21 protein-coding genes, 3 tRNA genes and 1 pseudogene are annotated in these 21,777 nt (G+C 73.4%); 5 read left to right on the forward strand and 20 right to left on the reverse strand.

The window, feature by feature from the left end; genetic code table 11:
* The first annotated feature begins 125 nt into the window (after positions 1–125).
* Positions 126–1,853 carry a GGDEF and EAL domain-containing protein gene (locus tag E8M80_RS24235; protein ID WP_170979614.1) on the forward strand — a complete coding sequence of 576 codons (1,728 nt, stop codon included), beginning with the start codon at positions 126–128 and terminating at the stop codon, positions 1,851–1,853.
* A gap of 43 nt (positions 1,854–1,896) precedes the next feature.
* Here the strand turns inward: E8M80_RS24235 and E8M80_RS24240 are convergent, their stop codons facing one another.
* From E8M80_RS24240 to E8M80_RS24260, 5 genes are read right to left on the reverse strand one after another with little or no spacing between them, the layout of a single operon-like run.
* Positions 1,897–4,035 carry a sensor histidine kinase gene (locus E8M80_RS24240; RefSeq protein WP_170979615.1) on the reverse strand — a complete coding sequence of 713 codons (2,139 nt, stop codon included), beginning with the start codon at positions 4,033–4,035 and terminating at the stop codon, positions 1,897–1,899.
* 57 nt (positions 4,036–4,092) lie between these two features.
* Positions 4,093–4,470, reverse strand: a complete 378-nt coding sequence (locus tag E8M80_RS24245; RefSeq protein WP_137128312.1) for a rhodanese-like domain-containing protein — start codon at positions 4,468–4,470, stop codon at positions 4,093–4,095.
* 26 nt (positions 4,471–4,496) lie between these two features.
* Positions 4,497–4,892 (reverse strand): MAPEG family protein, encoded by a 396-nt coding sequence (locus tag E8M80_RS24250; protein ID WP_206035736.1) that lies wholly within the window; start codon positions 4,890–4,892, stop codon positions 4,497–4,499.
* Positions 4,889–5,356: a YbaK/EbsC family protein gene (locus E8M80_RS24255; protein WP_137128313.1), complete on the reverse strand. Its 468-nt coding sequence runs from the start codon at positions 5,354–5,356 to the stop codon at positions 4,889–4,891. Before E8M80_RS24255 ends, E8M80_RS24250 begins: the two co-directional genes overlap by 4 nt.
* Positions 5,353–5,748, reverse strand: a complete 396-nt coding sequence (locus E8M80_RS24260; RefSeq protein ID WP_137128314.1) for an MAPEG family protein — start codon at positions 5,746–5,748, stop codon at positions 5,353–5,355. Before E8M80_RS24260 ends, E8M80_RS24255 begins: the two co-directional genes overlap by 4 nt.
* 50 nt (positions 5,749–5,798) lie before the next feature.
* Here E8M80_RS24260 and hemW point away from each other — a divergent pair, with 50 nt between their 5' ends.
* Complete coding sequence (gene hemW, locus E8M80_RS24265) at positions 5,799–6,953, forward strand: radical SAM family heme chaperone HemW (RefSeq protein WP_408906275.1); 1,155 nt, start codon at positions 5,799–5,801, stop codon at positions 6,951–6,953.
* Positions 6,954–7,157: 204 nt separating this feature from the next.
* Here hemW and E8M80_RS24270 read toward each other — a convergent pair whose 3' ends face one another.
* From E8M80_RS24270 to E8M80_RS24305, 8 genes are all read right to left on the reverse strand, one after another.
* A complete protein-coding gene (locus E8M80_RS24270) occupies positions 7,158–8,261 on the reverse strand; it encodes a glycosyltransferase family 2 protein (RefSeq protein ID WP_137128316.1) in 1,104 nt (367 codons plus the stop codon).
* Positions 8,258–9,073, reverse strand: coding sequence for a lysophospholipid acyltransferase family protein (locus E8M80_RS24275; protein ID WP_137128317.1), 816 nt, complete (start codon positions 9,071–9,073; stop codon positions 8,258–8,260). The genes E8M80_RS24270 and E8M80_RS24275 overlap by 4 nt, the downstream gene beginning before the upstream one ends.
* Positions 9,070–10,650, reverse strand: a complete 1,581-nt coding sequence (locus E8M80_RS24280; RefSeq protein WP_137128318.1) for an NAD(P)/FAD-dependent oxidoreductase — start codon at positions 10,648–10,650, stop codon at positions 9,070–9,072. The genes E8M80_RS24275 and E8M80_RS24280 overlap by 4 nt, the downstream gene beginning before the upstream one ends.
* Positions 10,651–10,667: 17 nt before the next feature.
* The gene (gene crtI / locus E8M80_RS24285) at positions 10,668–12,242 is read right to left on the reverse strand and encodes a phytoene desaturase family protein (RefSeq protein ID WP_137128319.1); all 1,575 of its coding nucleotides are present in this window, start codon (positions 12,240–12,242) and stop codon (positions 10,668–10,670) included.
* A gap of 70 nt (positions 12,243–12,312) precedes the next feature.
* Positions 12,313–13,923 (reverse strand): acyl-CoA dehydrogenase family protein, encoded by a 1,611-nt coding sequence (locus tag E8M80_RS24290; RefSeq protein WP_137128320.1) that lies wholly within the window; start codon positions 13,921–13,923, stop codon positions 12,313–12,315.
* Positions 13,920–15,083 (reverse strand): FAD-dependent oxidoreductase, encoded by a 1,164-nt coding sequence (locus tag E8M80_RS24295; RefSeq protein WP_170979616.1) that lies wholly within the window; start codon positions 15,081–15,083, stop codon positions 13,920–13,922. The genes E8M80_RS24290 and E8M80_RS24295 overlap by 4 nt, the downstream gene beginning before the upstream one ends.
* Positions 15,084–15,093: 10 nt before the next feature.
* Complete coding sequence (locus E8M80_RS24300) at positions 15,094–15,951, reverse strand: aldose epimerase (protein WP_137128322.1); 858 nt, start codon at positions 15,949–15,951, stop codon at positions 15,094–15,096.
* Between the two features lie 136 nt (positions 15,952–16,087).
* On the reverse strand, positions 16,088–16,861 hold the full coding sequence (locus E8M80_RS24305) for a 2-keto-4-pentenoate hydratase (RefSeq protein WP_137128323.1): 774 nt from the start codon (positions 16,859–16,861) through the stop codon (positions 16,088–16,090).
* Positions 16,862–17,001: 140 nt separating this feature from the next.
* Here E8M80_RS24305 and E8M80_RS24310 point away from each other — a divergent pair, with 140 nt between their 5' ends.
* Entirely contained in the window at positions 17,002–17,211 is a 210-nt protein-coding gene (locus tag E8M80_RS24310; protein ID WP_137128324.1) for a hypothetical protein, read from the forward strand.
* 176 nt (positions 17,212–17,387) lie between these two features.
* Here the strand turns inward: E8M80_RS24310 and nusG are convergent, their stop codons facing one another.
* From nusG to E8M80_RS24340, 6 genes are all read right to left on the reverse strand, one after another.
* Positions 17,388–17,924 carry a transcription termination/antitermination protein NusG gene (gene nusG, locus E8M80_RS24315; RefSeq protein ID WP_137128325.1) on the reverse strand — a complete coding sequence of 179 codons (537 nt, stop codon included), beginning with the start codon at positions 17,922–17,924 and terminating at the stop codon, positions 17,388–17,390.
* A gap of 14 nt (positions 17,925–17,938) precedes the next feature.
* Positions 17,939–18,133 (reverse strand): preprotein translocase subunit SecE, encoded by a 195-nt coding sequence (gene secE / locus E8M80_RS24320; protein WP_137128326.1) that lies wholly within the window; start codon positions 18,131–18,133, stop codon positions 17,939–17,941.
* 83 nt (positions 18,134–18,216) lie between these two features.
* Positions 18,217–18,293, reverse strand: a tRNA-Trp gene (locus E8M80_RS24325).
* Between the two features lie 52 nt (positions 18,294–18,345).
* On the reverse strand, positions 18,346–19,533 hold the full coding sequence (tuf, locus tag E8M80_RS24330; RefSeq protein WP_137128327.1) for an elongation factor Tu: 1,188 nt from the start codon (positions 19,531–19,533) through the stop codon (positions 18,346–18,348).
* A 135-nt stretch (positions 19,534–19,668) separates the two neighbouring features.
* Positions 19,669–19,742, reverse strand: a tRNA-Gly gene (locus E8M80_RS24335).
* A 76-nt stretch (positions 19,743–19,818) separates the two neighbouring features.
* A tRNA-Tyr gene (locus E8M80_RS24340) sits at positions 19,819–19,901 on the reverse strand.
* Between the two features lie 127 nt (positions 19,902–20,028).
* On the opposite strand from E8M80_RS24340, the gene rlmB reads away from it, so the two are divergent.
* The gene (rlmB, locus tag E8M80_RS24345; protein WP_137128328.1) at positions 20,029–21,129 is read left to right on the forward strand and encodes a 23S rRNA (guanosine(2251)-2'-O)-methyltransferase RlmB; all 1,101 of its coding nucleotides are present in this window, start codon (positions 20,029–20,031) and stop codon (positions 21,127–21,129) included.
* Positions 21,130–21,283: 154 nt separating this feature from the next.
* On the opposite strand, the gene E8M80_RS24350 is transcribed toward rlmB, so the two are convergent.
* Complete coding sequence (locus E8M80_RS24350; RefSeq protein ID WP_170979617.1) at positions 21,284–21,586, reverse strand: hypothetical protein; 303 nt, start codon at positions 21,584–21,586, stop codon at positions 21,284–21,286.
* Positions 21,587–21,659: 73 nt separating this feature from the next.
* Here E8M80_RS24350 and E8M80_RS24355 point away from each other — a divergent pair.
* Positions 21,660–21,777: pseudogene (locus tag E8M80_RS24355) on the forward strand (transposase); the annotation flags it as partial.

The following is a 21,777-nucleotide window of genomic DNA, read 5'->3' on the forward strand; positions in this document are numbered from 1 at the left end:
GCAAAACCCGCGCGGCTCCGCCAGTGCGCGCGGCCGATTGCCAAAACGAAAGAGATGTCTCATTTTATGGCTCCATCGTCCGGGATTTTTCCTGCCCGGCATGGCAACCCGTTCGGGCGACCCTGATGCAAGCCAGTCCTGTCCCGACCGATGCCGCCCCCGAGGCCGTGCTTGGCGTCCTGGTCGTGGACGACGAACCCATGGTGCGCGACCAGATCGCCCTGGCGCTGCGTCGCCGCGGGCATGCGGTCAGCATCGCCGGCTCGGTCGCCGAGGCGACGGCGGTGATGGCGCTGCAGGACGATATCGGCGTCGTCGTCACCGACATCCGCATGCCGGAGGAGGACGGGCTGAGCCTCGCCCGGCGCGTGGCCGGCGCGCCCGAGCCGCTGCGGCCGGAGGTCGTGCTCGTCACCGGCCACGCCACCATCGAGGACGCGGCCAGCGCTGTGCGCATCGGCGTCTCGGACTTCCTGCGCAAGCCGTTGCGCGCGGCGGAATTGGCCGAGGCGGTCGGCGCCGCGATGAAGCGCGCCCGCGCCCGCCGCGCGGCGGGCACGCCGTCCCCTGCCGAGACGCCGGACCCGCTGACGGGCCTGGCCGGCCGGGCGGAACTGGTCGGCCGGCTGCTTGCGCCCCGCGCCGACGCATGCGGCCTCGTGCTCGTCGACCTCGACCGCTTCCGCCTGGTGAACGAGGCGCTCGGCATGGCGGCGGGCGATGCGCTGTTGGCCGATACCGGCCGCCGGCTCCGTGCCGCCGCGCCGCCCGGCGCGCTGGTCGCGCGCTTCGGCGACGACGAATTCGCGGTGCTGGTCGAACCGGCGGAGGAAGCGGCCCTCGGCGCGCTGGCCGAGCGGCTGCGCGCCGCGCTGACCCGCGGCTTCGAGGCCGGGGGCACGCGCCTCGCGCTGACGGCGAGCCTCGGCCATGCCGTCTCGGCCGAGGGCGACGGCGCGGCCTGCCTGCACGGCGCCGAGGCGGCGCTGCGCACGGCGCGCGGGCGCGGCGGCGACCGCAGCGTGGGCCTCGCCGAGGCAAAGGCGGATGGCGGGCTGCGGCGGGCGCGCCTCGCCGCGGGCTTGGCCGCGGCGCTCGAGGGCGGGCCGGGCCTCGCCCTCGCCTTCCAGCCGATCCGCCGCGCCGCGGACCTGGCACTGCAGGGGTTCGAGGCGCTGGTCCGCTTCGAGGACCCCGTCCTCGGCACCAGCGAGCCCGACGAGTTCCTGCCGGTCGCGGCCGAATACGGCATGATGGATGCGCTTGGCCGGCGGGTCCTGCACGACGCGGTGTCCGCCGCCGCCGCGTGGCGGCGGGACGGGTTGCCGGCGGGCCGCATCGCGGTGAACGTCGCGCCCGACCAGTTGCGCCGGCCCGGCTTCGTGGGCGAGTTGCGCGCCATGGCCGACGCGGCCGCGCTGCCCGCCGAGACCCTGGTGGTCGAGGTGACCGAGGCCGGCGCGTTGCCCGGCGGCGGGCTCGCCGCCCTGGCCGCGCTGCGGGAGGCCGGCTTCGGCGTCGCGATCGACGATTTCGGCGCCGGCCACTCCTCGCTCGCCCGGCTGCGCGACCTGCCCGCGAGCAGCCTGAAGTTCGACCGCGCCTTCACCGAGCGCCTGCCGGGTGCCGAGGCCGACCGCGCGCTGCTGGCCGGCCTTGTGCGGCTGGCCGACGCCCTCGGCCTCGCCACGGTGGCCGAGGGCGTGGAGACGCCGGCGCAGCTCGCCGCGCTGCGGGAGGCCGGCGTGCAGGCCTGCCAGGGCTGGCTGCTCGGCCGGCCGATGCCCGCGCGCGACGTCCCTGGCTTCCTCGCCGGCGCCGCCGGGCCGCTCCGCCTGGACGGCATCGCCTGATCGGCGGCGTGCGGGCCGCCCTGGGGCAGGGCGGCGGGCCGCGTCACGCCGCGGGTTGGGCGCCGTGACCTGACGCGGGGCGTCTGTCGTCCTCGGGTTCCGCCGCCATGAAGTCGAGCACCACCTCCGCCCCGCCGGGCACGTTGGCCAGCCGGATGCCGCCGCCGATCGCCGCCATCATGCCGTGGCAGATCGCGAGGCCGAGCCCGGTGCCCTGTCCGACCGGCTTGGTCGTGAAGAAGGGCTCGAAGACGCGGTCGATGACTTCGGGCGCGATGCCGCCGCCGCTGTCCCGGACCATGAGCTGCATCTGGCCCTCGGCGGGCGCCCGCGCGGCCAGGGACAGGCGGCGCTCGCCGGGCGGCCGCGCCGCCATCGCGTCGCGGGCGTTGAGGAACAGGTTCACGAGCACCTGCTCGATCAGCACGATCTGCCCGCGCACCGGCGGCAGGTCCGGCGGGATGTCGCGCAGGACCTGGATGCCCGCCGCGCGCAGCGCGCTGCCCGCGATGACGAGCGCGCCTTCCACCGCCTGGTCCAGCGCGATCGGCGCCAGCGGGCCGGGGTCGCGGCGGCCGAAGACGCGCAGGTGGTCGATGATGGCCTGCGCGCGCAGCGCCTGGCCGGCCACGTCGCGCAGCGTCTGCACGGCCTCGACGATGCCGGCCTCGCCCTCGGTCTCCAGCGCGTCGGCGGCGTTGTCCGCGCCGAGCGCCATCGCGGTGACCGGCTGGTTGAGCTCGTGCGCGAGGCCGGTCGCCATCTCGCCCAGCGTCGCGAGTTTCGAGGCCTCGGCCGCCTGCGCGGCATAGATCCGCTCGGCCGTGATGTCGGCGCGATAGCCCACGACCTCCACCCCCTCGGGCCCCTGGGCGACGACGCGCGCGGCCTCCCGCATCCAGGAGGGGGTGCGGCCGGGGCGCGGGGCCTCGTACTCCACCGCGGCGTCGCGGCCGGCGAACAGGTCGGCCAGGAAGGCCTCCCGCGCGGGGTTGGTGCCGGCGACGGGCAGCGTCTCCATCGCGGTGCTGGCATAGGTCAGGCGGAAGCCGCCGCCGGCGTCGACGCGTGCGCGATAGACGGCGATGGGCAGGCCCGCGAGCAGCGCCTCGATCTCCTGCCGCGCCGTCGCCGCGGCCGCGCCCTTGAGCCGCGCCTCCTGCAGCTCCGCGCGCGTGTAGAGGCGTTCGTTGCGCCGCCGCACGACAAGGGCGAGCAGCATGACGACGAGGCTCGTCAGGATCGCCGCCATGGCCGTGAGCTGCGCGAGGCCCTGGACGGGGGCGAGCGCGGATCCGGCATCGACCCCCGCGCCGACCACCAGCGGCGTGCCGGGCACGGAGCGGAGGGCGATGAAGCGGTCGGGCCCGCCGAGCGGCCCGCTGCCCCGGATCATCGCGCCGCGGCCCGCGGCCAGGGCCCGGTCCACCTCGGCCCCGAGCGCGACCCGCTCCGGCCCGGCCTCGGCGGCGTCGGACCGGGCGAGCACCGTGCCATCCGCGCGCAGCAGGAACATCTGGTCATTCGGGCCCGACTGGATGCGCGCCAGATGCGCCGAGAGCACGCCGGGGTCGATCGAGATCACCGCGATGCCGATCAACGCGCCGGCCGCGTCCTCCATCCGTCGCGTCACCTGCAGGCCCCGGCGGCCGGACAGGCGCCCGACGACCGGCTCGCTGACGAACAGGCCCTGGTCCGGCCGGAGGTGAACGCGCACATGCTCCCGGTCGGAGACGTCCACGCGATCGAACCCCTGCACGCTCGACCAGCGGACGCGGCCATCCGGCGCGATATCGGCCACCTGCACGAGGCCGAGGCGCCCGGCCGCCGCGAGTTCGGCCAGGCGCGCGGCCAGGATGTCCGACGCCTTTGTGTCGCCCGCCTGCTCCAGGACCAGCCGTGCGTGCATCAGGGTGAAGTTCGCCTCGATCCCATCCAGGGTGCGCAGCACGAACTGCTCGAGCAGGCGTGCGGCGACCTCCGCCTCCTCGCTCGCCTTCGCGGTGGCGCTGCGCGTGCCCTGCTGGATGAACAGGTAGGCGCCGAGCCCGATCGCGATCAGCGCAAGGGCCATCACGGCGCCGGTCGCGAAGGCGCGGCGCGCATGGCCGCGGGCCGGGCGACGCAGCGCGGCGTCGTCGGTCACGGCCGGCTGCTGGTCGGGGGCCGCCGCGGCCGTCATCGCCCGGCGCCCCCCGGGGCCCGCGCCAGGGGCAGAAGCCCTCTCATGCCCTCCGCGCTACTTCTCGACGGGCCCGTCGGCATCGAGCCACGCCTTGAAGCCGCCCAGGTTCCGGACGTTCCCGTACCCCATGTCGTGCAGCGTCTTGAGCACCAGCGCCGACCGACCGCCCGAGGCGCAATAGGCGACGATGGTCTTCGCACGGTCGAAATTCGCGTCGTGCAGGGGGGAGGCGGGGTCGGCGCGGAACTCCACCAGGCCGCGCGGGATGGCCAGCGCGCCCGGCACCTTGCCGGACGCTGCGACCTCGTTCGGTTCCCGCACGTCGAGGAAGACCACGTCCTCCCGCCCGTGCAGGGCCTTGGCCTCCGCGGCCGTGACGCGCGGCACGACGGCCTCGGCGGCGGCGAGCATCTGCTGGACGGTGACGGTCATCGCGTGTCCTCCGTTGCGCGGCCGGGTCAGGCCCAGCCGATGATGAGGCCGATCATGACGGCCAGGGCCGAGAGGGCAATGGCCGAAAACGTCGCGGCCATGCCGCCGACGCGGAAGCGGAAATCCTCGGGCTCGCGCGCGATGCCGAAGCCGTGCGCGACGCGGCCCGCCAGCAGCGCCGCGCCGACCGGGTGCAGCACCCAGCCCGGCGCGCCGCCGGCCTCGGCCAGCGCCATCAGCACCAGCGCGAAGGGGACGTATTCGGCGAAGTTCGCCTGCGCGCGCACGGCGCGCTCCAGCGCCGCGTCGCCGCCCGTGCCGATCGCGACCCGCGCGGCGCGCCGCCGGCCGATGACCCGCAGCGACAGCCACAGGCAGACCGGCGCCAGCAGCGCCGCCCAGAAGGCCGTGTTCGCCATCATTCCCTCACCTCCGCCACCGTCGCGCCGGTGATGCGGAGCAGTTCCGCCGGCGTGGTGCGGAAGACATGTTGGGGCGAGCCCGCCGCCGCCCAGACCGGGTCGAGCGCCAGCAGGTCCCGGTCCAGCAGCAGGATGGGCGGCGCCAGGTGGCCGAGCGGCGAGACGCCGCCGATCGCGAAGCCCGTGACGTCGCGCACCCAGGCGCCGTCGGCGCGCTTCACCGGCTGGCCGATGGCGGCCGCCACCTTGGCCATGTCCACCCGGTTGGCGCCCGAGGCGACGACCAGCACCGCCCGGGCGCCGGCGCGGAACACGATGGATTTGGCGATCTGCGCCACCGCGCAGCCGACCGCCGCGGCGGCGTCCGCCGCGCTGCGCGTGCCGTCGGCGAAGGCCGCGATGGTGTCGGGATGCCCCGCGGCCAGCAGCGCCGCCCGCACCCGCTCGACCGAGGATCCGCTCATGGCCAGAGCCCTAGGCCGCCGCCGAGCGCGAGCCCCCCCGCGCCCAGCAGCCCCGCGAGCGTCAGCAGCATTCCCGTCCCGCGCAGCGGCCGGATGTCCGGCGCCCGCCACATCCCGGCGGCATGCAGCGCGCGGCCGGCCAGCATGGCGAGCCCCGCCGCATGCAGCGCCCAGGGGGCCGCGCCGCACAATTCGGCCGCCAGCAGCGCCACCAGGAAGACCGGCACGTATTCGGCGAAATTTCCGTGCAGCCGCACGGCGCGCTCCAGCCGGGCATCGCCGCCCGTGCCGATCATCACCTGCGTGCGATACCGTTCCGCGAAGACGCGGAAGGTCAGCACCAGGAACAGCGCCATCAGCAGCGCGGCATGCAGCGCGGTCACGCGGGGCATCCTGGTCCTCCCTATTCGACAGGGGCTGCCGGCCGGCCCATATGCGCGCCGTGACCGAGCCCCTCGCCCTCTACATCCACTGGCCCTTCTGCGCCGCCAAGTGCCCCTATTGCGACTTCAATTCCCATGTGCGGGACCGCGTGGACGAAGCGCGCTTCCGCGCGGCCCTCCGGCGGGAACTGACGCATGAGGCCGCGCGCGCCGGCCGCCGGAAGCTCGCCAGCATCTTCTTCGGCGGCGGCACGCCCTCCCTCATGGCGCCGGAGACGGTGGCCGCGCTGATCGAGGACGCGACGCGGCTGTTCGACCCGCTGCCGGACATGGAGGTGACGCTGGAGGCGAACCCGACCAGCGTCGAGATCGGCCGGCTGGCCGCCTTCCGCGACGCCGGCGTGAACCGCGCCAGCCTCGGCGTGCAGTCGCTGGAGGCCGAGGCACTGCGCTTCCTCGGGCGCCGGCACGACGCGGCCGAGGCCATCGCGGCGCTGGAGGCGGCGCGCGCGATCTTCCCGCGCCTGTCCTTCGACCTGATCTACGCGCGGCCCGGGCAGGGGGAGGCCGCCTGGCGGGCGGAGCTGAAGCGCGCGCTGGCCCTGGCGGCCGACCATCTCTCGCTCTACCAGCTCACCATCGAGCCCGGCACGCAGTTCGCTACGCTGCACGCCCGCGGCGCCTTCGCCCTGCCCGAGGGCGACGAGGCAGCCCGCCTCTATTTCGCGACCGCCGAGGAAGCCGCGCGCTTCGGCCTGCATCCCTACGAGGTCAGCAACTACGCAAAGGCCGGCGCCGAGAGCCGCCACAACCTCGCCTACTGGCGCTACGGGGACTACCTCGGCATCGGCCCCGGTGCGCACCAGCGCATGCTGGCCGGCGGGGAGATGGTCGCGACCCGCCGCCACCGCGCGCCGGAGGAATGGGCCGCACGCGTGGAGCGCGACGGCCACGCCGCGGTGGAGCAGGACGTGCTTTCGCCCGAGGACCGCGCGCGGGAGGCGCTGCTGATGGGGCTCCGCCTTGCCGAGGGCGTCGACCCGGCGCGGATCGCGGCACGCGCCGGCCTGCCGTTCGAACGCGCGGTGGACCCGGCGATGCTGGCGGCGCTGCTGGACGAAGGCTACCTCGCCTGGACCGGGGCCGGCCGGCTCAGGACGACGGCGGAGGGGCTTTTGCGGCTCGACGCGCTGCTGCCGGTGCTGCTGCGGTAGCGCGGCGTTCGTTCGTGCCGGTCGGCCCCGCCGCAAGGCGCGATGAAGGGCGGGGGGAGAAGGGAACTTCTCCCCCCGGACCCCCCACAACCTTCTTTGCCACTTGGCGTCGGTCCGGAAAGCATGGGCACCAGGTGCCAGAAAAGGGAGGGGGGTCGGGGGAGGTTCTCCTCCCCCGACCTGTTCAATCCGACCCGAGCCTCCTCACGGCGCCTCCGGCGCGGCGTAGGCGCGTCCCTTCCAGCCTTCCTTCCGCCCCATCAGGAAGCGCGTCAGCGCCGTCCACTGGATGGCGAGCGCCACCGCCACCGCCACCGGATGCGCGAGCACGGTCCAGGACGGTTCCTCCGTCCGGCGCGTGATGGCGAGGCGCAGCGCGAAGACCAGCGCCAGCGCCAGCGCCGCCTGCCAGGCCGGCAGCAGGAAGAAGGGCCAGAGATGCGCGCCCGCCAGCATGGTGGTCCAGACTGGCAGGCCGATCGGCGTTGCCATGCCTTCGCGTGCGTTCTTGAGGAAACCGCGCCAGGATTCCGCGAAGCCGCGATACATCCGGCAGGAAGCGAGGCCGGCGCCCAGCACGATCTCGGTCCGATGGCCCTTCGCGCGGAGCAGGCGCGTCAGCTTCAGGCCGTCATGCAGGGTCGCGCGCATGGCGCCGTGGCCGCCGACCTGCTCGTAGGCCCGGCGCTCGAACATCATCATCTGGCCGCAGCCGGCGGCGAAGCCCGGGTGGCGCGTGAAGGCCCGGCCGCCGCCCGGCAGGTAGCCGATCAGCAGCAGGTTGATCATCGGCACGGTGACGCCTTCGCCGAAGGTCTCCATGCGCTGGCGCGGCACGCCGCTGACGAGGCCGAGGCGATGGCGGAGCGCATGGCCGACCAGGTCGGCGGCGGCATTGGGCGCCAGGCGGACATCGGCGTCGATGAACAGGAAATGCGTGCCCCGGGCGGCCTCGGCCAGGCGGGCGCAGGCGTGCATCTTGCCGGACCAGCCCTCGGGCAGCGGCGGCGCGGAGATCAGCCGCGCGCGGTCGTCCCGCGCCATGATGGCGCGCACGATGTCGGGGGTGCCGTCGGCCGAGCCGTCGTCCATCACCACCACCTCGACCCGCACGCCCTGCTGCGCGAGGGCGCGGTCGAGGCAGTCGGCGATGTTGGCGGCCTCGTCGCGCGCCGGGACCAGGATGGAGACCATCGCGCCGTCCGGCGCCGGGCCCTGTGGCGCACGCACGAGACGGAGGTTGATGGCGCCGACCGCGGCCGGGAAGGCCGCGAGCGCCAGGACGATCCAGGCGAAGTCGAATGTCACGGCGCGCGCTCCGGCTGCTGGTCGTGGCGAGGATCGAAGGGCTTGCCGCGCAGCATCGCGCCCAGCCGCCGCCACATCTGGTAGACGCCGCCCATGCCTTCCCGTCCTTGCACCAGGGTCTCGAAGCGCGCCGGATCGCGCGCGATCGCGTCCTCGGCCAGCCGATCCGCGACCGCGCCCAGTACGGTCGAGAAATGGTCGGCCCGCGCCTCCCTGTCCAGGGCCAGCAGGTCGGCCGCCGGGATCGGCGTGCCGAAGGCCGCCAGCATCTCGGCCTTGCGCTCGCCCCAGAACGGGTAGTCGAAGGCGAGCGGCACGAAATGCGCGCCCGGCGCCATCTCGGGCAGGCGGGTCATGCCGGGCGCGATCGGGATGGGGCGCTCGCGCGGGTCGGCGAAGCGGCCGGGCGCATTGATCCAGAGGATGTGCGACGGGTCCCGCAGCACGTGCTGCGCCGTGCGCAGGAAGGCGACGGTCCCGCGCGAGGACCCGGTCTCGATCCCGAACACGCCGAGGCGCCGCATGAAGGCGTATTTGTCGAGCGCCCATTCCGCCATCGGCGTGAACAGCGGCCGGTCCTTCAGCAGGCGCCGGTATAGCAGCATGAACGCGACGCCGTCCCACCAGGACGGGTGGTTGGCGAAGATGACGGCCGGCGCGCCGCGCGGGATCTCCGGCATGCCCCAGCGTGCGATCCGCACCGCGCGCATGTGCTTGCGGGTGAAGCGGGTGAAGGCGAGGTTGAAGAAGTCGAGATGGCGCTCCGAACGGAGCGCCACCGGGTCGCGCTTCGGGGGCGCCGCCTTGCTCATTCGGCCGCGAGCAGCGCGTCCCTGAGGCCCGCGCGCCCGGCGGCCTCGGACATGCCGCGCCCGCCGAGGTCGCGGTCCAGCGCATCGGCCGCGATCCAGCCCGACATCATCACCATCGGCATCCCCGGCCCCGGATGCGCCGCGCCGCCGGCCAGGTACAGCCCCTTGATCGCCTTCGACCGGTTGGACGGCTTGAAGGCGCCGAGGAAGGCGCCGTGCGAGGCCAGCCCGTAGATCGCGCCGTCGAGCACCTTGTAGCGTTCGTGGATGTCCTGCGGCGTCAGCGCGCGCTCGACCACTATGCGTTCCTCGATGTCCTCGAGCCCCGCGGTGCGCTTCAGCTTGTCGAGGATGACCTGCCGGTAGGGCGCGAACATCTTCGACCAGTCGTGGCCCGGGCGGAGATGCGGCGTGTGGACCAGTACGTACAGCGCCTCGCCGCCCTCGGGCGCCGTGGTCGGGTCGGTGGCCGAGGTCGCCGCCAGGTAGGCGGTCGGGTCTGGCGCGGGCTCGCCGCGCTTGTAGATGCTGTCGAACTCCTCCTCCGCGTCGCGGGAGAAGACGAAGCAGTGATGCGCCAGGTGGTCGTAGCGCTTGCGCAGCCCGAGGTAGAGCACGACGCCCGAGCAGGCCGGCTGGAAGCCCTTCTTCGCCATCGCCTTCGCGGGCGGCCCCTTCACCAGTTCCGTGTAGGTGCGGATCGCGTCCATGTTGGAGATCAGCGCGTCGCACGGGATTCGCTCCCCGTTCGCGGTCACGCTGCGCACGGCGCCGTTCACGATCTCGATCTCGTTCACCTCGGCATCGGTGCGCAGGTCGGCGCCGAGGCCGCTGGCCAGCTTCGCCAGCCCCTCGGCCACGGCGCGGGTGCCGCCCTCGGGGTACCAGACGCCCTCGCTCGCCTGCATGTCGCCGATGCCGCAGAGCACGGCGGGCGCGAGGTAGGGGTTCGAGCCGACATACTGGGTGAAATGGTCGAGCATCTGCGCCAGCCGTTCGTCCGGCACATGGCCGCGGATGACCTTGGCGACGGTGCGGCCCATGCGGAGCGCCAGGATGTCGCGCAGCACCTCGGGCTTGAAGTTGTCGCCGAAGGTCAGCGTGTCGCCGATGCCCTCGACCGGCTTCCAGAAGAAGAACTTCTCGCTCACCTCGTGCAGGTGGCGGCTGACCTCCTGGAACTTGCGGTAGCCCGCGCCGTTGCCGCGCCCGGGCGCGAAGCGGTCCATCGCCTGCGCCATGGCGTCCACGTTCGCCATCAGGTCGATGCGCGTGTTGTCGTCGAAGAAGCAGCGCCATTGCGGGTCGAGCCGGATCAGCGGCAGCTCGTCCGCCTGCACCTTCCCCGCTTCCGCGTAGATGCGCCGCAGCACGCGCGGCACTGTCAGGATGGTCGGCCCCATGTCGAAGCGGAACCGCCCCGGCCCCTCGGGATTGTCGAGATGCAGCACCGCCGCCTTCCCGCCGAGCCAGGGGTTGCGCTCGAGCAGCGTGACCTGGTGCCCGCGCGCCTGCGCCACCGCGGCCGCGGCCAGGCCACCCAGGCCACTGCCGATGACGACGACCTTCGCACCCATGTTCGTATCCTCCCGGATCAGTCGCCGAGCGCAGGCTGGACAGCGCCGAAGCTGCCCTGCGCGACGGGCATCGGCCGCATGCCGAGGTCTTCCATCAGGAGCTTCGCGCTGATGCGCGCCCCTTCGTAGATCACCGGCAGCCCGCTGCCCGGATGCGTGCCGCCGCCCACCAGGTAGACGCCCTCGGCCTTGCCGAAGCGGTTGCGCGGGCGGAAATGCATCATCTGGCGGACATTGTGCGCCAGGTTGAAGGTCGCGCCGTAGCCGACGCTGTAGGTGTCCTGCCAGTCCTGCGGCGTGACGATGCGCTCGTAGCGGATGCGGCCTTCGATGTCGTGCAGGCCGAGCGCCTTCAGCCGGTCGAGCGCGAGCCGCCGGTAGCGCTGCGCCTCGGCCGCCCAGTCCTGGCCACCATGCAGGTTCGGCACCGGCACCAGCACATAGAGCGTCGAATGTCCCTCGGGCGCGAGCGAGGGGTCGGTGCCCGCCGCCGCCTGGACATAGAGCGAGGGGTTCTCGGGGATGATGCCGGCCTCGATCTGCCGCAGGTTGTGCTCGTAGTCCTCGGCCAGCAGGACGTTGTGGTGCGCGATGCCCGGCAGCGTCCCCTCGATGCCGAGGTAGAGCATGAAGGTCGAGCAGGAATAGCGCGCGCGCTCGATCTTGGCGTCCGGCCATTGCGGGCGCAGCGCCTCGGGCATCAGCGACGGCATGGCATGGGCGAAGTCGGCGTTGACCACGACCGCATCGGCGTCATGGCGCGTGCCGTCCACCTCGACGCCGGCCGCGCGCCGGCCCTCGAAGGCCAGCCTCTCGACCTTGGCGCCGAAGCGGAACTCGACGCCGAGCCGCTCGGCCACGCGGGCCATCGCCTCGCTCACCGCGCCGCAGCCGCCCCTCGGGTGGAAGATGCCGTGCTCGTATTCCAGGAAGGACAGGATCGAGAACATCGACGGGCAGCGGAACGGGCTCATGCCCAGGTATTTCGACTGGAAGGTGAAGGCGAGCCGCGTGCGCGGGTCGCTGAAATGCCGCTTGAGGTCGTTGTCGAGCGACAGCCACGGCCTGAGGTAGCGCAGCCCCTTCATCACCTCGGGCGCCAAGTAGGTCATGAGGCCGTGGAAGGGCCGCGCCAGCACCGGGGCGAAGGCGTCGAGCTTGACCCTGTTGTCCGCCATGAAGGACCTGAGGCCCTTGGCATCCGCCGGATTGAGCTTGGCGATCTCGACCTCCATCCGCCCGATGTCGGGGGAGGCGTCGAGCGTGATCGGGTTCGAACCCTCGAAGACCAGGCGGTACTGCGGGTCGAGGCGGATGAGGTCCACCTCCTCCTCGAGGTCGGCGCCGCACATCGCCATGATCTCGCGCAGGATGCGCGGATAGAGGAAGAAGGTTGGGCCGATGTCGAAACGGTAGCCGCCCGGCGCCGTCACGGTGCGGGTGCGCCCGCCCACGACCTCGTCGCGTTCGAAGATGGTCACGCGCGCGCCGTTGGCGGCCAGGATCAGCGCAGCGGCAAGGCCGCCGGGGCCGGCACCCACGATGGCGACACGGGGGCGGGTTCGGGCAAGGGCAGGGAGCGGGGCGTTCATCGCACTCGGATCTGTCAGGGGACCGCCTCCGGAGATTGCCCCGCGCGCCGGGCATGCAAGGGCATGCACCTCATGCGGCGAGGGCTCCGCCGATCTCGGCGACCCGCGCGCCGGCCCTTGGCAGCAGGCGGCGCAGGTAGAAATCGGCCACCGGGCCATAGGTCGCGGCGTCCTCGGCGGCCGCGCGCGCCAGCATCCAGCCGCCCAGCACCCAGCCGGCGGCCTCGAGATAGGCGACCGCGACGGACTGGCCGGCATCGGCATCGCGGCCCTGCGCGTCCAGCACCTGCGCGGTCGCGCGCTCCAGCGCCTCGGCCGCGGCGCGCAGCCGGGCATCGGGGGTGCGCGCGACCTCGGCCAGCAGGGCGCGCATGCCCGCGCCGCCATCCCTGGCCACCTTGCGCACCAGCAGGTCGATCGCCTGGATGCCGTTGGTGCCTTCGTAGATCGGGGCGATGCGGGCGTCGCGCAGCACCTGGGCCGCGCCGGCATCCTCGATGAAGCCCATGCCGCCATGGACCTGGATGCCGGTCGACGCGGTCTCGACGCCGCGATCCGTGCACCAGGCCTTCAGGATGGGCGTCAGCAGCGCGAGGCGTTCCTGCGCCGCCGCATCGCCCGTCAGCGCGTGGCGGTCGACGCAGAGCGCGGTCTCGAGCGCCAGCAGCCGCCCGGCCAGCGTGATGCTGCGCATCTCCATCAGCATGCGCGCGACGTCGGGGTGCCGCGCGATCGCGCGCCCGCCCTGCACGCGCTGTTCCGCATAGGCTTCCGCGAGGCGCAGCGCCGCCGCCCCATGCGCCACCCCCTGCGTGCCGACGCCGAGGCGCGCATTGTTCATCATGGCGAACATCGCCGGCAGGCCGCGATGCGGCTCGCCGACCAGCTCCGCCTCGGCGCCCTCGAACAGCATGATGCAGGTGGGGCTCGCATGGATGCCCATCTTGCGCTCGATGCCGCCGGCGCGGAGCGCGTTGCGCGTCCCGTCCTCCTTCACCTTGGTACAGACGAAGAGGCTGATGCCCTTCGAGCCCGGCGGCGCGTCCGGCAGGCGCGCGAGCACGAGGTAGACGATGTTGTCCGTGCAGTCGTGCTCGCCCCAGGTGATGTAGATTTTCTGGCCGTGCAGCGCGTAGCGCCCGTCGCCGAGCGGCTCCGCCCTGGCCCGCAGGACGCCGAGGTCGCTGCCCGCGTTCGGCTCGGTCAGGCACATCGCGCCGGTCCATTCGCCGGTCACCATCCGGGGCAGCAGCCGCGCCGCCTGGTCGGGCGTCGCGTGGTGCACCAGGCAGTCGATGGCGCCGGCCGTCAGCAGCGGGCCCAGCATGAATGACGCGTCCGCCGCCATGCCGAGCTCGGTCATGGCGGTCCAGAGCGAGGCCGGCAGGCCCTGCCCGCCATGCGCCTCGGGCGCCGAGAGCGACTGCCAGCCGCCCTCCACCCAGGCGGCATAGGTGTCCCGGTAGGGCGTGGTGACGGTGCCGTTGGCATAGACCGCGCCGGCGCGGTCGGCCGGCAGCGCGCCGGGCAGCAGCACCTCGGTGCAGAAGCGGTCGGCCTCGGTGACGATCTGCGCGATGTCCTCGGCCGAGAGCGGCTGGCCGGCGGCCTCGGTCAGCGCGGGCAGTCCGACCACGCGGTTCAGGCCGAAGATCAGGTCGGCGGCGGCGGTGCTGGTCATGCGTCAATGGCCTCGAGGGCTGCGAGAAGGCCCGGGGCGGGCGGCGCCTGTCCTGCGGCCCAGGGCGTGAGCGCGGGCAGCAGCGCGGGCTCGGCCGCGGCGGCGGCGAGCCCGAGCCCGAGCAGGGCCGCGAACTTGAAGCCATGGCCCGAGAAGCCCGACATCACGAGGCAGCGCGGCGCCAGCGGCTCCAGGATGAAGCGCTCGGCATCCTCGACGTCGTAGTAGCAGGCGCGCGCGCCGAGCACGCGGTAGTCCCCGAGGTCGCGCAGGCGCGGGCGGGCGAAGGCCAGGATCTCCTCGGCCTCGGCGGCGCTGGCCGCGCGGTCGTCGGCCTCGGCGTCGCCGGTGCGGGAGAAGCGGTGGTCGCCGATCTTGAGCGGCGTGCCCGCTACCGGCGGCACGGCGTAGAAGCCGCCGCGGTCGGCAAGGTCGAGGAGCATCGGCGCCCGCGCCCAGGCGTCCCGGTGGCGGGGCGGCGGCTCCAGCAGCACCAGGATCTGGCGGGACGCCGCGACGCGCGGGGCGATCGCATTCGGCAGGAGCCGCGGCGCCCAGGGGCCGGCGGCGACCACCAGCAGGTCCGCCGAACGGGTCGAGCCGTCGGCCAGCGTCAGCGCCGCGCGGTCGGGGTCGATCGCCACGGCGCGGCCGCGTTCGAGGGTCACGCCGCGGGTGGGCAAATGGCGCGCCAGCCCGGCCACGATGCGGTCCGCGAGCAGAACGCCGCCGGCCGGCATGTGCAGCGCGGCGCCGATGCCGGCCTCGGTCAGCATCGGCCAGCGGGCGGTGACCTCGGCCGGCGTCAGGTCGGCATGGGCATGGCCGTCGGCGGCGAGGTTGGCGCGGCTGCCCTCGAACCAGCCGGCGGCGCTGTCCGAGACGGCGAGCACGCCGGTCGGCACGTGCAGCACCTCGCCCAGGTCGCGCCACAGCATGTCCCAGGCGGCATAGGCCGGGTCGATCATGCGCATGTAGCCGGCCTGGTGGCCGTAGGCGTGGCGGATCAGACGGTGGTGGTCGACCGAGGCGCCGCGCGGATTCGGCACCGCGTCCTGCTCGACCACGCGGACGGCGAAGCCCTGCCGCGCGAGGCCCCAGGCGGCGGACAGGCCCATGATGCCGGCGCCGAGCACGAGGGCGGTGGGGGAAGATGACATTGCCGCCATCCTATGCCGTGCCCTTGGGCAAGTGTGAACACTCTGCGACGAGGGTGATGCGCCCGGCGAGCGTCTCGCCCGGCGCCAGCACCTGCATCGGGCCGAGCGGCGCCAGCGCCGGGCGGTTCGGTGCGTCCGGCAGGTGGGAGGAGGGCTCGACGCAGAGCACCGGCGCCGCTTGGGGCGCGTAGACCTGCAGATTGGCCGCGAGCGCGCCGGTAGCCGTCATGGCCAGGGCGAGGCCCGGCCAGGCGAGCCGCGCGGTCCCGTCCCAGCCGGCGAAATGCGTGTCGAGCCCGAGCAGCGCCGCTTCCACCGCGTCCAGCCCCGGGTCGGGCCGTGCGGCGATGGGCAGGCAGCGCGCATCGTGCGTGCAGCGATGGGTGGCGCGGAAGGCGAGGTGCGTGGCCGGGCCGCGCGGGAACCAGGGGTGCCAGCCGGCGCCGAAGGGCATCGCCGACGGCCCGGTGTTCGTCACCGCGAGGTCGAGGGCGAAGCCGTCCGGCCCCGCCTGGTGGTCGAGGCGCGCGGCGTAGCGATACGGCCCGAAGGCGACCTGCTGCGTGAGGAGGAGGCGGTCCGCCGCGTGCTCCGCCACCTGCCACGCCCGGTCGCGCGAGAGGCCGTGGATGGCCGTCCAGTCCTGCGGCCGGTTGATCGGCAGCCGGTGCCCGCCGAGCCGCCCGCCATCGAGCCGGTTCGCCCAGGGGATCATCCAGAAGGCGCCGAAGGGCCCGCCGAGCGGCGTGCCGTCCGGTGCCGGCACCAGCACGTCCCGCCGCGCGAAGCGCAGCGCCGCGAGGCCGCCGCCGTCCCGTGGCCGGATGCGCGCGGTCCAGCCCGCCGCGTCGATGTCGATGCCGTCCATGCCGGTCTCCCGTCCCCGGCCATCGGCCGGGGGCGTGTCCCAGAGAAGGGAGGGGGACGGGCCCCATCGACGTTTCCGAAGGGAATGTCCATGGGACCCCGGCACGGGGGAGGTTCTCCTCCCCCGCGCTTTCTTGTCAGATGAAGTTGACCTCGACCCGCCCCAGCGTGTCGAACTCCACCGCCGTCGTGCAGGGCCGATCCAGCCAGATCGGCGGCGTCACCGACCCCAGGAACACCACCTGCCCCGTGCGCAGCCCGCCGAATGCCGCCGCGCAGGGGGAGGCGGCGAGCCAGGCCAGCGCCTCGAAGGGATGGCCGAGCAGGTCGGCGCCGAGCCCTTCGCCGCGCACCTCCCCATCGACCAGGATGCGCCCGCGCGTCGCCGCCAGGTCGAGCCCGAGCGCCCGCCACTCTGCGACCGGCGGCCCGGTCACGCCGCCGGCGTGGAAGACCTGGTCGGCGATCAGCGTCGGCGTGCCGAGGGCGCCGAGGTCGCCGTAGCGGCGGTCCACGATCTCCATGGCGGCGAAGACCTCGCCGACGGCCTCGGCGGCCTGGTCCCGCGTGCAGGGGCCGGGCGGGAGGTCGCGCGCGAGGCGCAGCCCCACTTCGCATTCGATGCCGGGGTCGACGTAGTCGGCGTGGCGGAGCGTGGCCGGCGTGGCGCGCAGCCCCGCCTTCGGCACGAAGCCCGCGGCCGGGCCCGAGAGGCCGAGATAGGCCTGCATCTGGCGCGTGGTGGCGCCGATCTTGAAGCCGGCCGGGGGCAGGCCGCCGAAGCGCAGCGCGATTTCCTTCTGCAGGGCGTAGCCGGCCTCGATCGATTGCGGCGCCAGGGCGCCGAGCGGCGCCAGGATGCGCCGGGACCGGCGGGCCTCGATGATCGCCTCGGCGGCGTCGGATGCCATGGTCGGGTTCTCCCTGGGCGGCGTTGGGCGTCGCGCGCCTTGTAACGCCCCGCGGGCGTCGAGTCTCGGGGGCGGGCCGCCCCCTTGCGCCCCGGCCGCGCGAGTCCGAGGCTGGCCCGACGGCAGCCGGAGGCAATCCGATGAGCGAGACCCTGCGTCCCCTGGTCCTCGACCTCGTGGCCTTCGTCGCGGACCGGCCGCGGCCCTATGCCGAGGTGATGGACGCCTGGCGCACCTCCTGCCCGCGCCTCACGGTCTGGGAGGATGCGGTCGAGGCGGGGCTGGTCGTGCTGCACGATGGGATGGTGGAGGCGACGGCGGCGGGGCGCCGGGCGATCGGGCGGCGCTGAGCGGGGGAGGCGCGCCGCGCCGCCTCCGCGCCGGCGCGGCTCATGGCCTCAGGCGCGCCGTGCCGAAGGCACGCCTCAGGCGTAACGCGGAAACCTCCGGTTTCGTTGGCTTCGCCGGACGTCCGGCGGGCCGCGCCCGCGGCCTCGGCACGAGTCGACGTCTCGTGCCGCTGGTATCAGAGCTTCTCGACCTGCCCGTATTCCAGGTCGACCGGCGTGGAGCGGCCGAAGATGGAGACCGAGACCTTCACGCGGCCCTTCTCCTCGTCGACTTCCTCGACCACGCCGTTGAACGACGTGAAGGGGCCGTCGGCGACGCGCACCTGCTCGCCAATCTCGAACAGGATGGCGGGCTTGCGCGGCTTGTCCACGCCTTCCTGCACCTGCTTCAGCAGGCGCTCGGCCTCGCTGGCCGGCACCGGCTGCGGCTTGTTGCGCGCGCCGAGGAAGCCCGTGACCTTGGGCGTGTCCTTCACCAGGTGCCAGGCGTCGTCGGTCATCTCCATCTTCACCAGCACGTAGCCGGGGAAGAACTTGCGTTCCGTGTCGTGCTTCTGGCCGCGGCGGACCTCGGTCACCTGCTCGGAGGGGACCAGCACCTCGTCGAACTTGTCGGCGAGGCCCTTCTGGGCGGCCTGCTGCTTGATCTGCTCGGCGATCTTCTTCTCGAAGCCCGAGTAGACATGCACGACGTACCACTTCTTGTCGGCCACGTGCCGGTTCCCCTTCAGCCGATTCCGAAGACCCAGCGCATCACGATCTGGATGAGCTGGTCCACCACGAGGAAGAACACCGCCGCGAGCGCGGACAGCGCGAGCACGAGGCCGGTGGTGACCAGCGTCTCCTTGCGCGAGGGCCAGGTGACGCGCCCCACTTCCTGGCGGACTTCCCGGGCGAATTGCACCGGATCGAGCTTGGCCAAGTCGGTGTCCTCTGAAACGACGGGAGGCGGCGGCCCATTGCGGGCCACCACCCCCTGGTCAAACAGTCTTCGCAGCGCGGCGGTGGCAGGGGCGGAGGGTCTCGAACCCCCAACCTCCGGTTTTGGAGACCGGCGCTCTAGCCAATTGAGCTACGCCCCTATGCCTGCCGCCGTCACACTACGCAACGGCGGGCAGGACGCAACGCCTGCCGTTACGCCGTGATCTTCGCGACGACGCCGGCGCCGACGGTCCGGCCGCCTTCGCGGATGGCGAAGCGCAGGCCTTCATCCATCGCGATCGGCGCGATCAGCTCCACGTCCATCGACACGTTGTCGCCCGGCATCACCATCTCGACGCCCTCGGGCAGCGAGACAACGCCGGTCACGTCCGTCGTGCGGAAGTAGAACTGCGGACGATAGTTCGTGAAGAACGGCGTATGCCGACCGCCCTCCTCCTTCGTCAGCACGTAGGCCTCGGCCTTGAACTTGTTGTGCGGCTTGATCGAACCAGGCGCCGCCAGCACCTGACCGCGCTCCACGTCCTCGCGCTTCGTGCCGCGCAGCAGCGCGCCGATGTTGTCGCCCGCCTGGCCCTGGTCCAGCAGCTTGCGGAACATCTCAACGCCCGTGACGACCGTCTTGACCGTGTCCTTCAGGCCCACGATCTCGACTTCCTCGCCAACCTTGATGATCCCGCGCTCGACCCGGCCCGTCACCACCGTGCCGCGGCCCGAGATCGAGAACACGTCCTCGACCGGCATCAGGAACGGCTTGTCCACCTCGCGCGCCGGCTGCGGGATGTACGCATCCACCGCCGCCATCAGCTCCAGGATCGCGTTCTCGCCAAGCTCGGGCGACTTGTCCTCGAGCGCCATCAGCGCCGAGCCCTTGATGATCGGGATGTCGTCGCCCGGGAACTGGTAGGACGACAGCAGCTCGCGCACCTCCATCTCGACCAGCTCCAGCAGGTCGGGGTCCGCCATGTCGCACTTGTTCAGGAACACCACCAGCGCAGGCACGCCAACCTGGCGCGCCAGCAGGATGTGCTCGCGCGTCTGCGGCATCGGACCGTCCGCCGCCGACACGACCAGGATCGCGCCGTCCATCTGCGCGGCACCCGTGATCATGTTCTTCACGTAGTCGGCATGGCCCGGGCAATCCACATGCGCGTAGTGCCGGTTCGCCGTCTCGTACTCGACATGCGCCGTCGAGATCGTGATGCCACGAGCCCGCTCCTCCGGCGCCTTGTCAATCTGGTCGTACGCCGTGAACGACGCACCGCCCGACTTGGCCAGAACCTTGGTGATCGCCGCCGTCAGCGACGTCTTGCCATGGTCCACATGCCCGATCGTACCAATGTTGCAGTGCGGCTTGTTACGCTCGAATTTCGCCTTGGCCATGGCCCTGTCCCGCGTCCTCGTTCCGATCCGTCTCTGCCGAGGGCGACGTCACCCTGCGTGACCCCGCCCCAATCCCTCGCTCGCGCAGCCCTCGTGGCCCGGAAGCGCCCGGCCCGCCATCCGCCCGCGCTGCGCTGGAGCGGGTGACGGGAATCGAACCCGCACAACCAGCTTGGAAGGCTGGGGCTCTACCATTGAGCTACACCCGCGCCGCGAGGCGCCGACCCACCAAGTCCGTGCCGACCGCTCCGCAAGGATCGCTCCCCGCGGCCCGAACCGGCGATATGGAGGGGGTTGGATTCGAACCAACGTAGGCGCAAGCCAACGGATTTACAGTCCGTCCCCTTTAGCCACTCGGGCACCCCTCCGCAGCCGCATGGTCCTGGCGGACCGGCGGGAGCGGCGCGGGTTAACCGCATGGGGGGCCGGCTGTCAACGGACAGCACCACCCGCCGCCGGTTTCCAACCGCCCGCCACGCAGGCAGGATGCGCGCCATGCCACGCCCCCCGAAGCGGCCCGACGGCCGCGCCCCCGCCCGCCCCTCCGGCGGCCCGTCAAAGCCGGGGCGCGCCGGACGAACCCCGCGCCCCGATGCCCGCGACCGCCCGCCGCCCGACAAGCGCGAGGCCCCCGGCCGCAAGCCACGCCCCGCGCGCGGCGAGGCCGACGCCCCGCCCCGCCCCGCCCGCGGCGAAAACCCGCGCGGCGAGCCCGGCCGCAAACCCCGCCCGGACGCGCGCAACACCCCGCCCCGCACGCCGCGCCCCGCCGCCCCGCCCCGCCGCGGCCGCGGCCGCGGCGCCGCGCCCGAACGCCCCGCCCCCGTCGCCGCGCCCGCCCCCGAAGCGCCCCCGCCGCCCCGCCCGGGCGCCGGCGCGGGCTCCGGCGCCTACTGGATCTACGGCCAGCACGCCGTGCTCGCCGCCCTGGCCAACCCACGCCGCAAGCCACGCCGCCTGCTCGCCACCACCGACGCCGAGATCACGCTGCGCGACCACTTCGACGGCCCCTGGCGCGTCACGCCCGAACGCGCCGACCGCACCCGCTTCGCCACCTTCCTGGCCGAGGACGTGATCCACCAGGGCATCGCACTCCTCGCCGAACCGCTCGAAGCCGTGGCGCTGGAAGACGCGATCGCGGCCTCGGACGGACCTGTCCTCGTGCTCGACCAGGTGACCGACCCGCGCAACGTCGGCGCCGTGCTGCGCGCCGCCGCCGCCTTCGGCGCCGCCGCCGTGGTGCTGCAGGACCGCCACGCACCCCCCGAAACCGGCGCCCTGGCCCGCGCGGCATCCGGCACGCTCGACATCGTGCCGGTGGTGCGGGAAGTGAACCTGTCCCGCGCCATCGCCGCCCTGCAACGCGAAGGCTTCTGGGTGCTGGGCCTGGCCGGCGACGGCAAGCGCACCCTGGCCGAGGCCACACCCCGCGACCGCCGCGTGGCCCTGGTGCTGGGCGCGGAAGACACGGGGCTCCGCCGCCTGCAACGCGAGACCTGCGACGAACTGGTGCGGCTGCCGATGGCGGAAGGCGTCGAAAGCCTGAACGTGGCAGCGGCGGCGGCGGTGGCGCTGTACGAGATCGTGCGGGGGTAGGGCGGGGCGCGGCGCGGGAGCGGCGGGAGGGCGCCGCCCTCCCGGACCCACCCGCCGAGGGCTTAAGGCCCTCGGAACCCATTACTTGGCGACAGGATGATCGCCGGCGTGAAGAACCCCCGTCCGAGCGATGACTGTGCTCGCGATGCCGGCATCAGGGGGGAGGCGGCTCGTCCTTCTGCCGCTTGAGCCAGTCGAGCGTGTCGTTGAGCCATGCGAAGCCGGGAATGCCGGATAGCCGCCGCAGGGCCGGCTCGGATTTCAACATCAGGTCGCGCTGGCCGCGCAGACCGCGCACGAAGGCATCGGCGCTGCGCTCCCCCAACTCCTCCCACCGAAAGGTCATATATTTGCGGAGTTCCTCGAAGTGCCGCGTCCTTTCAAGCGACTTGTAGGCGACGAGTCCGGCGCCGGCAGCGGCGGCGCCTCCAACACCGGCAGCGACGGCGGTCGGCATGATCACTCCGCCGACAACGACCGCGGCCACGCCCACGCCTCCAACGCCGACGGCGGCCAGGGCACACTGCCCGATGAGCACGCGCGAGATCGCGGGCCACCTGCTGGATCTGTACGGCGTCGAGGTCTCGCCCGACCTGATCAGCACGGTCACCGATGCCGTTTTGGACGAGATCGCCGCCTGGCAGGCGC

This window comes from Roseomonas sp. HF4 (genome assembly GCF_005222755.1).
Classification (GTDB): domain Bacteria; phylum Pseudomonadota; class Alphaproteobacteria; order Acetobacterales; family Acetobacteraceae; genus Neoroseomonas.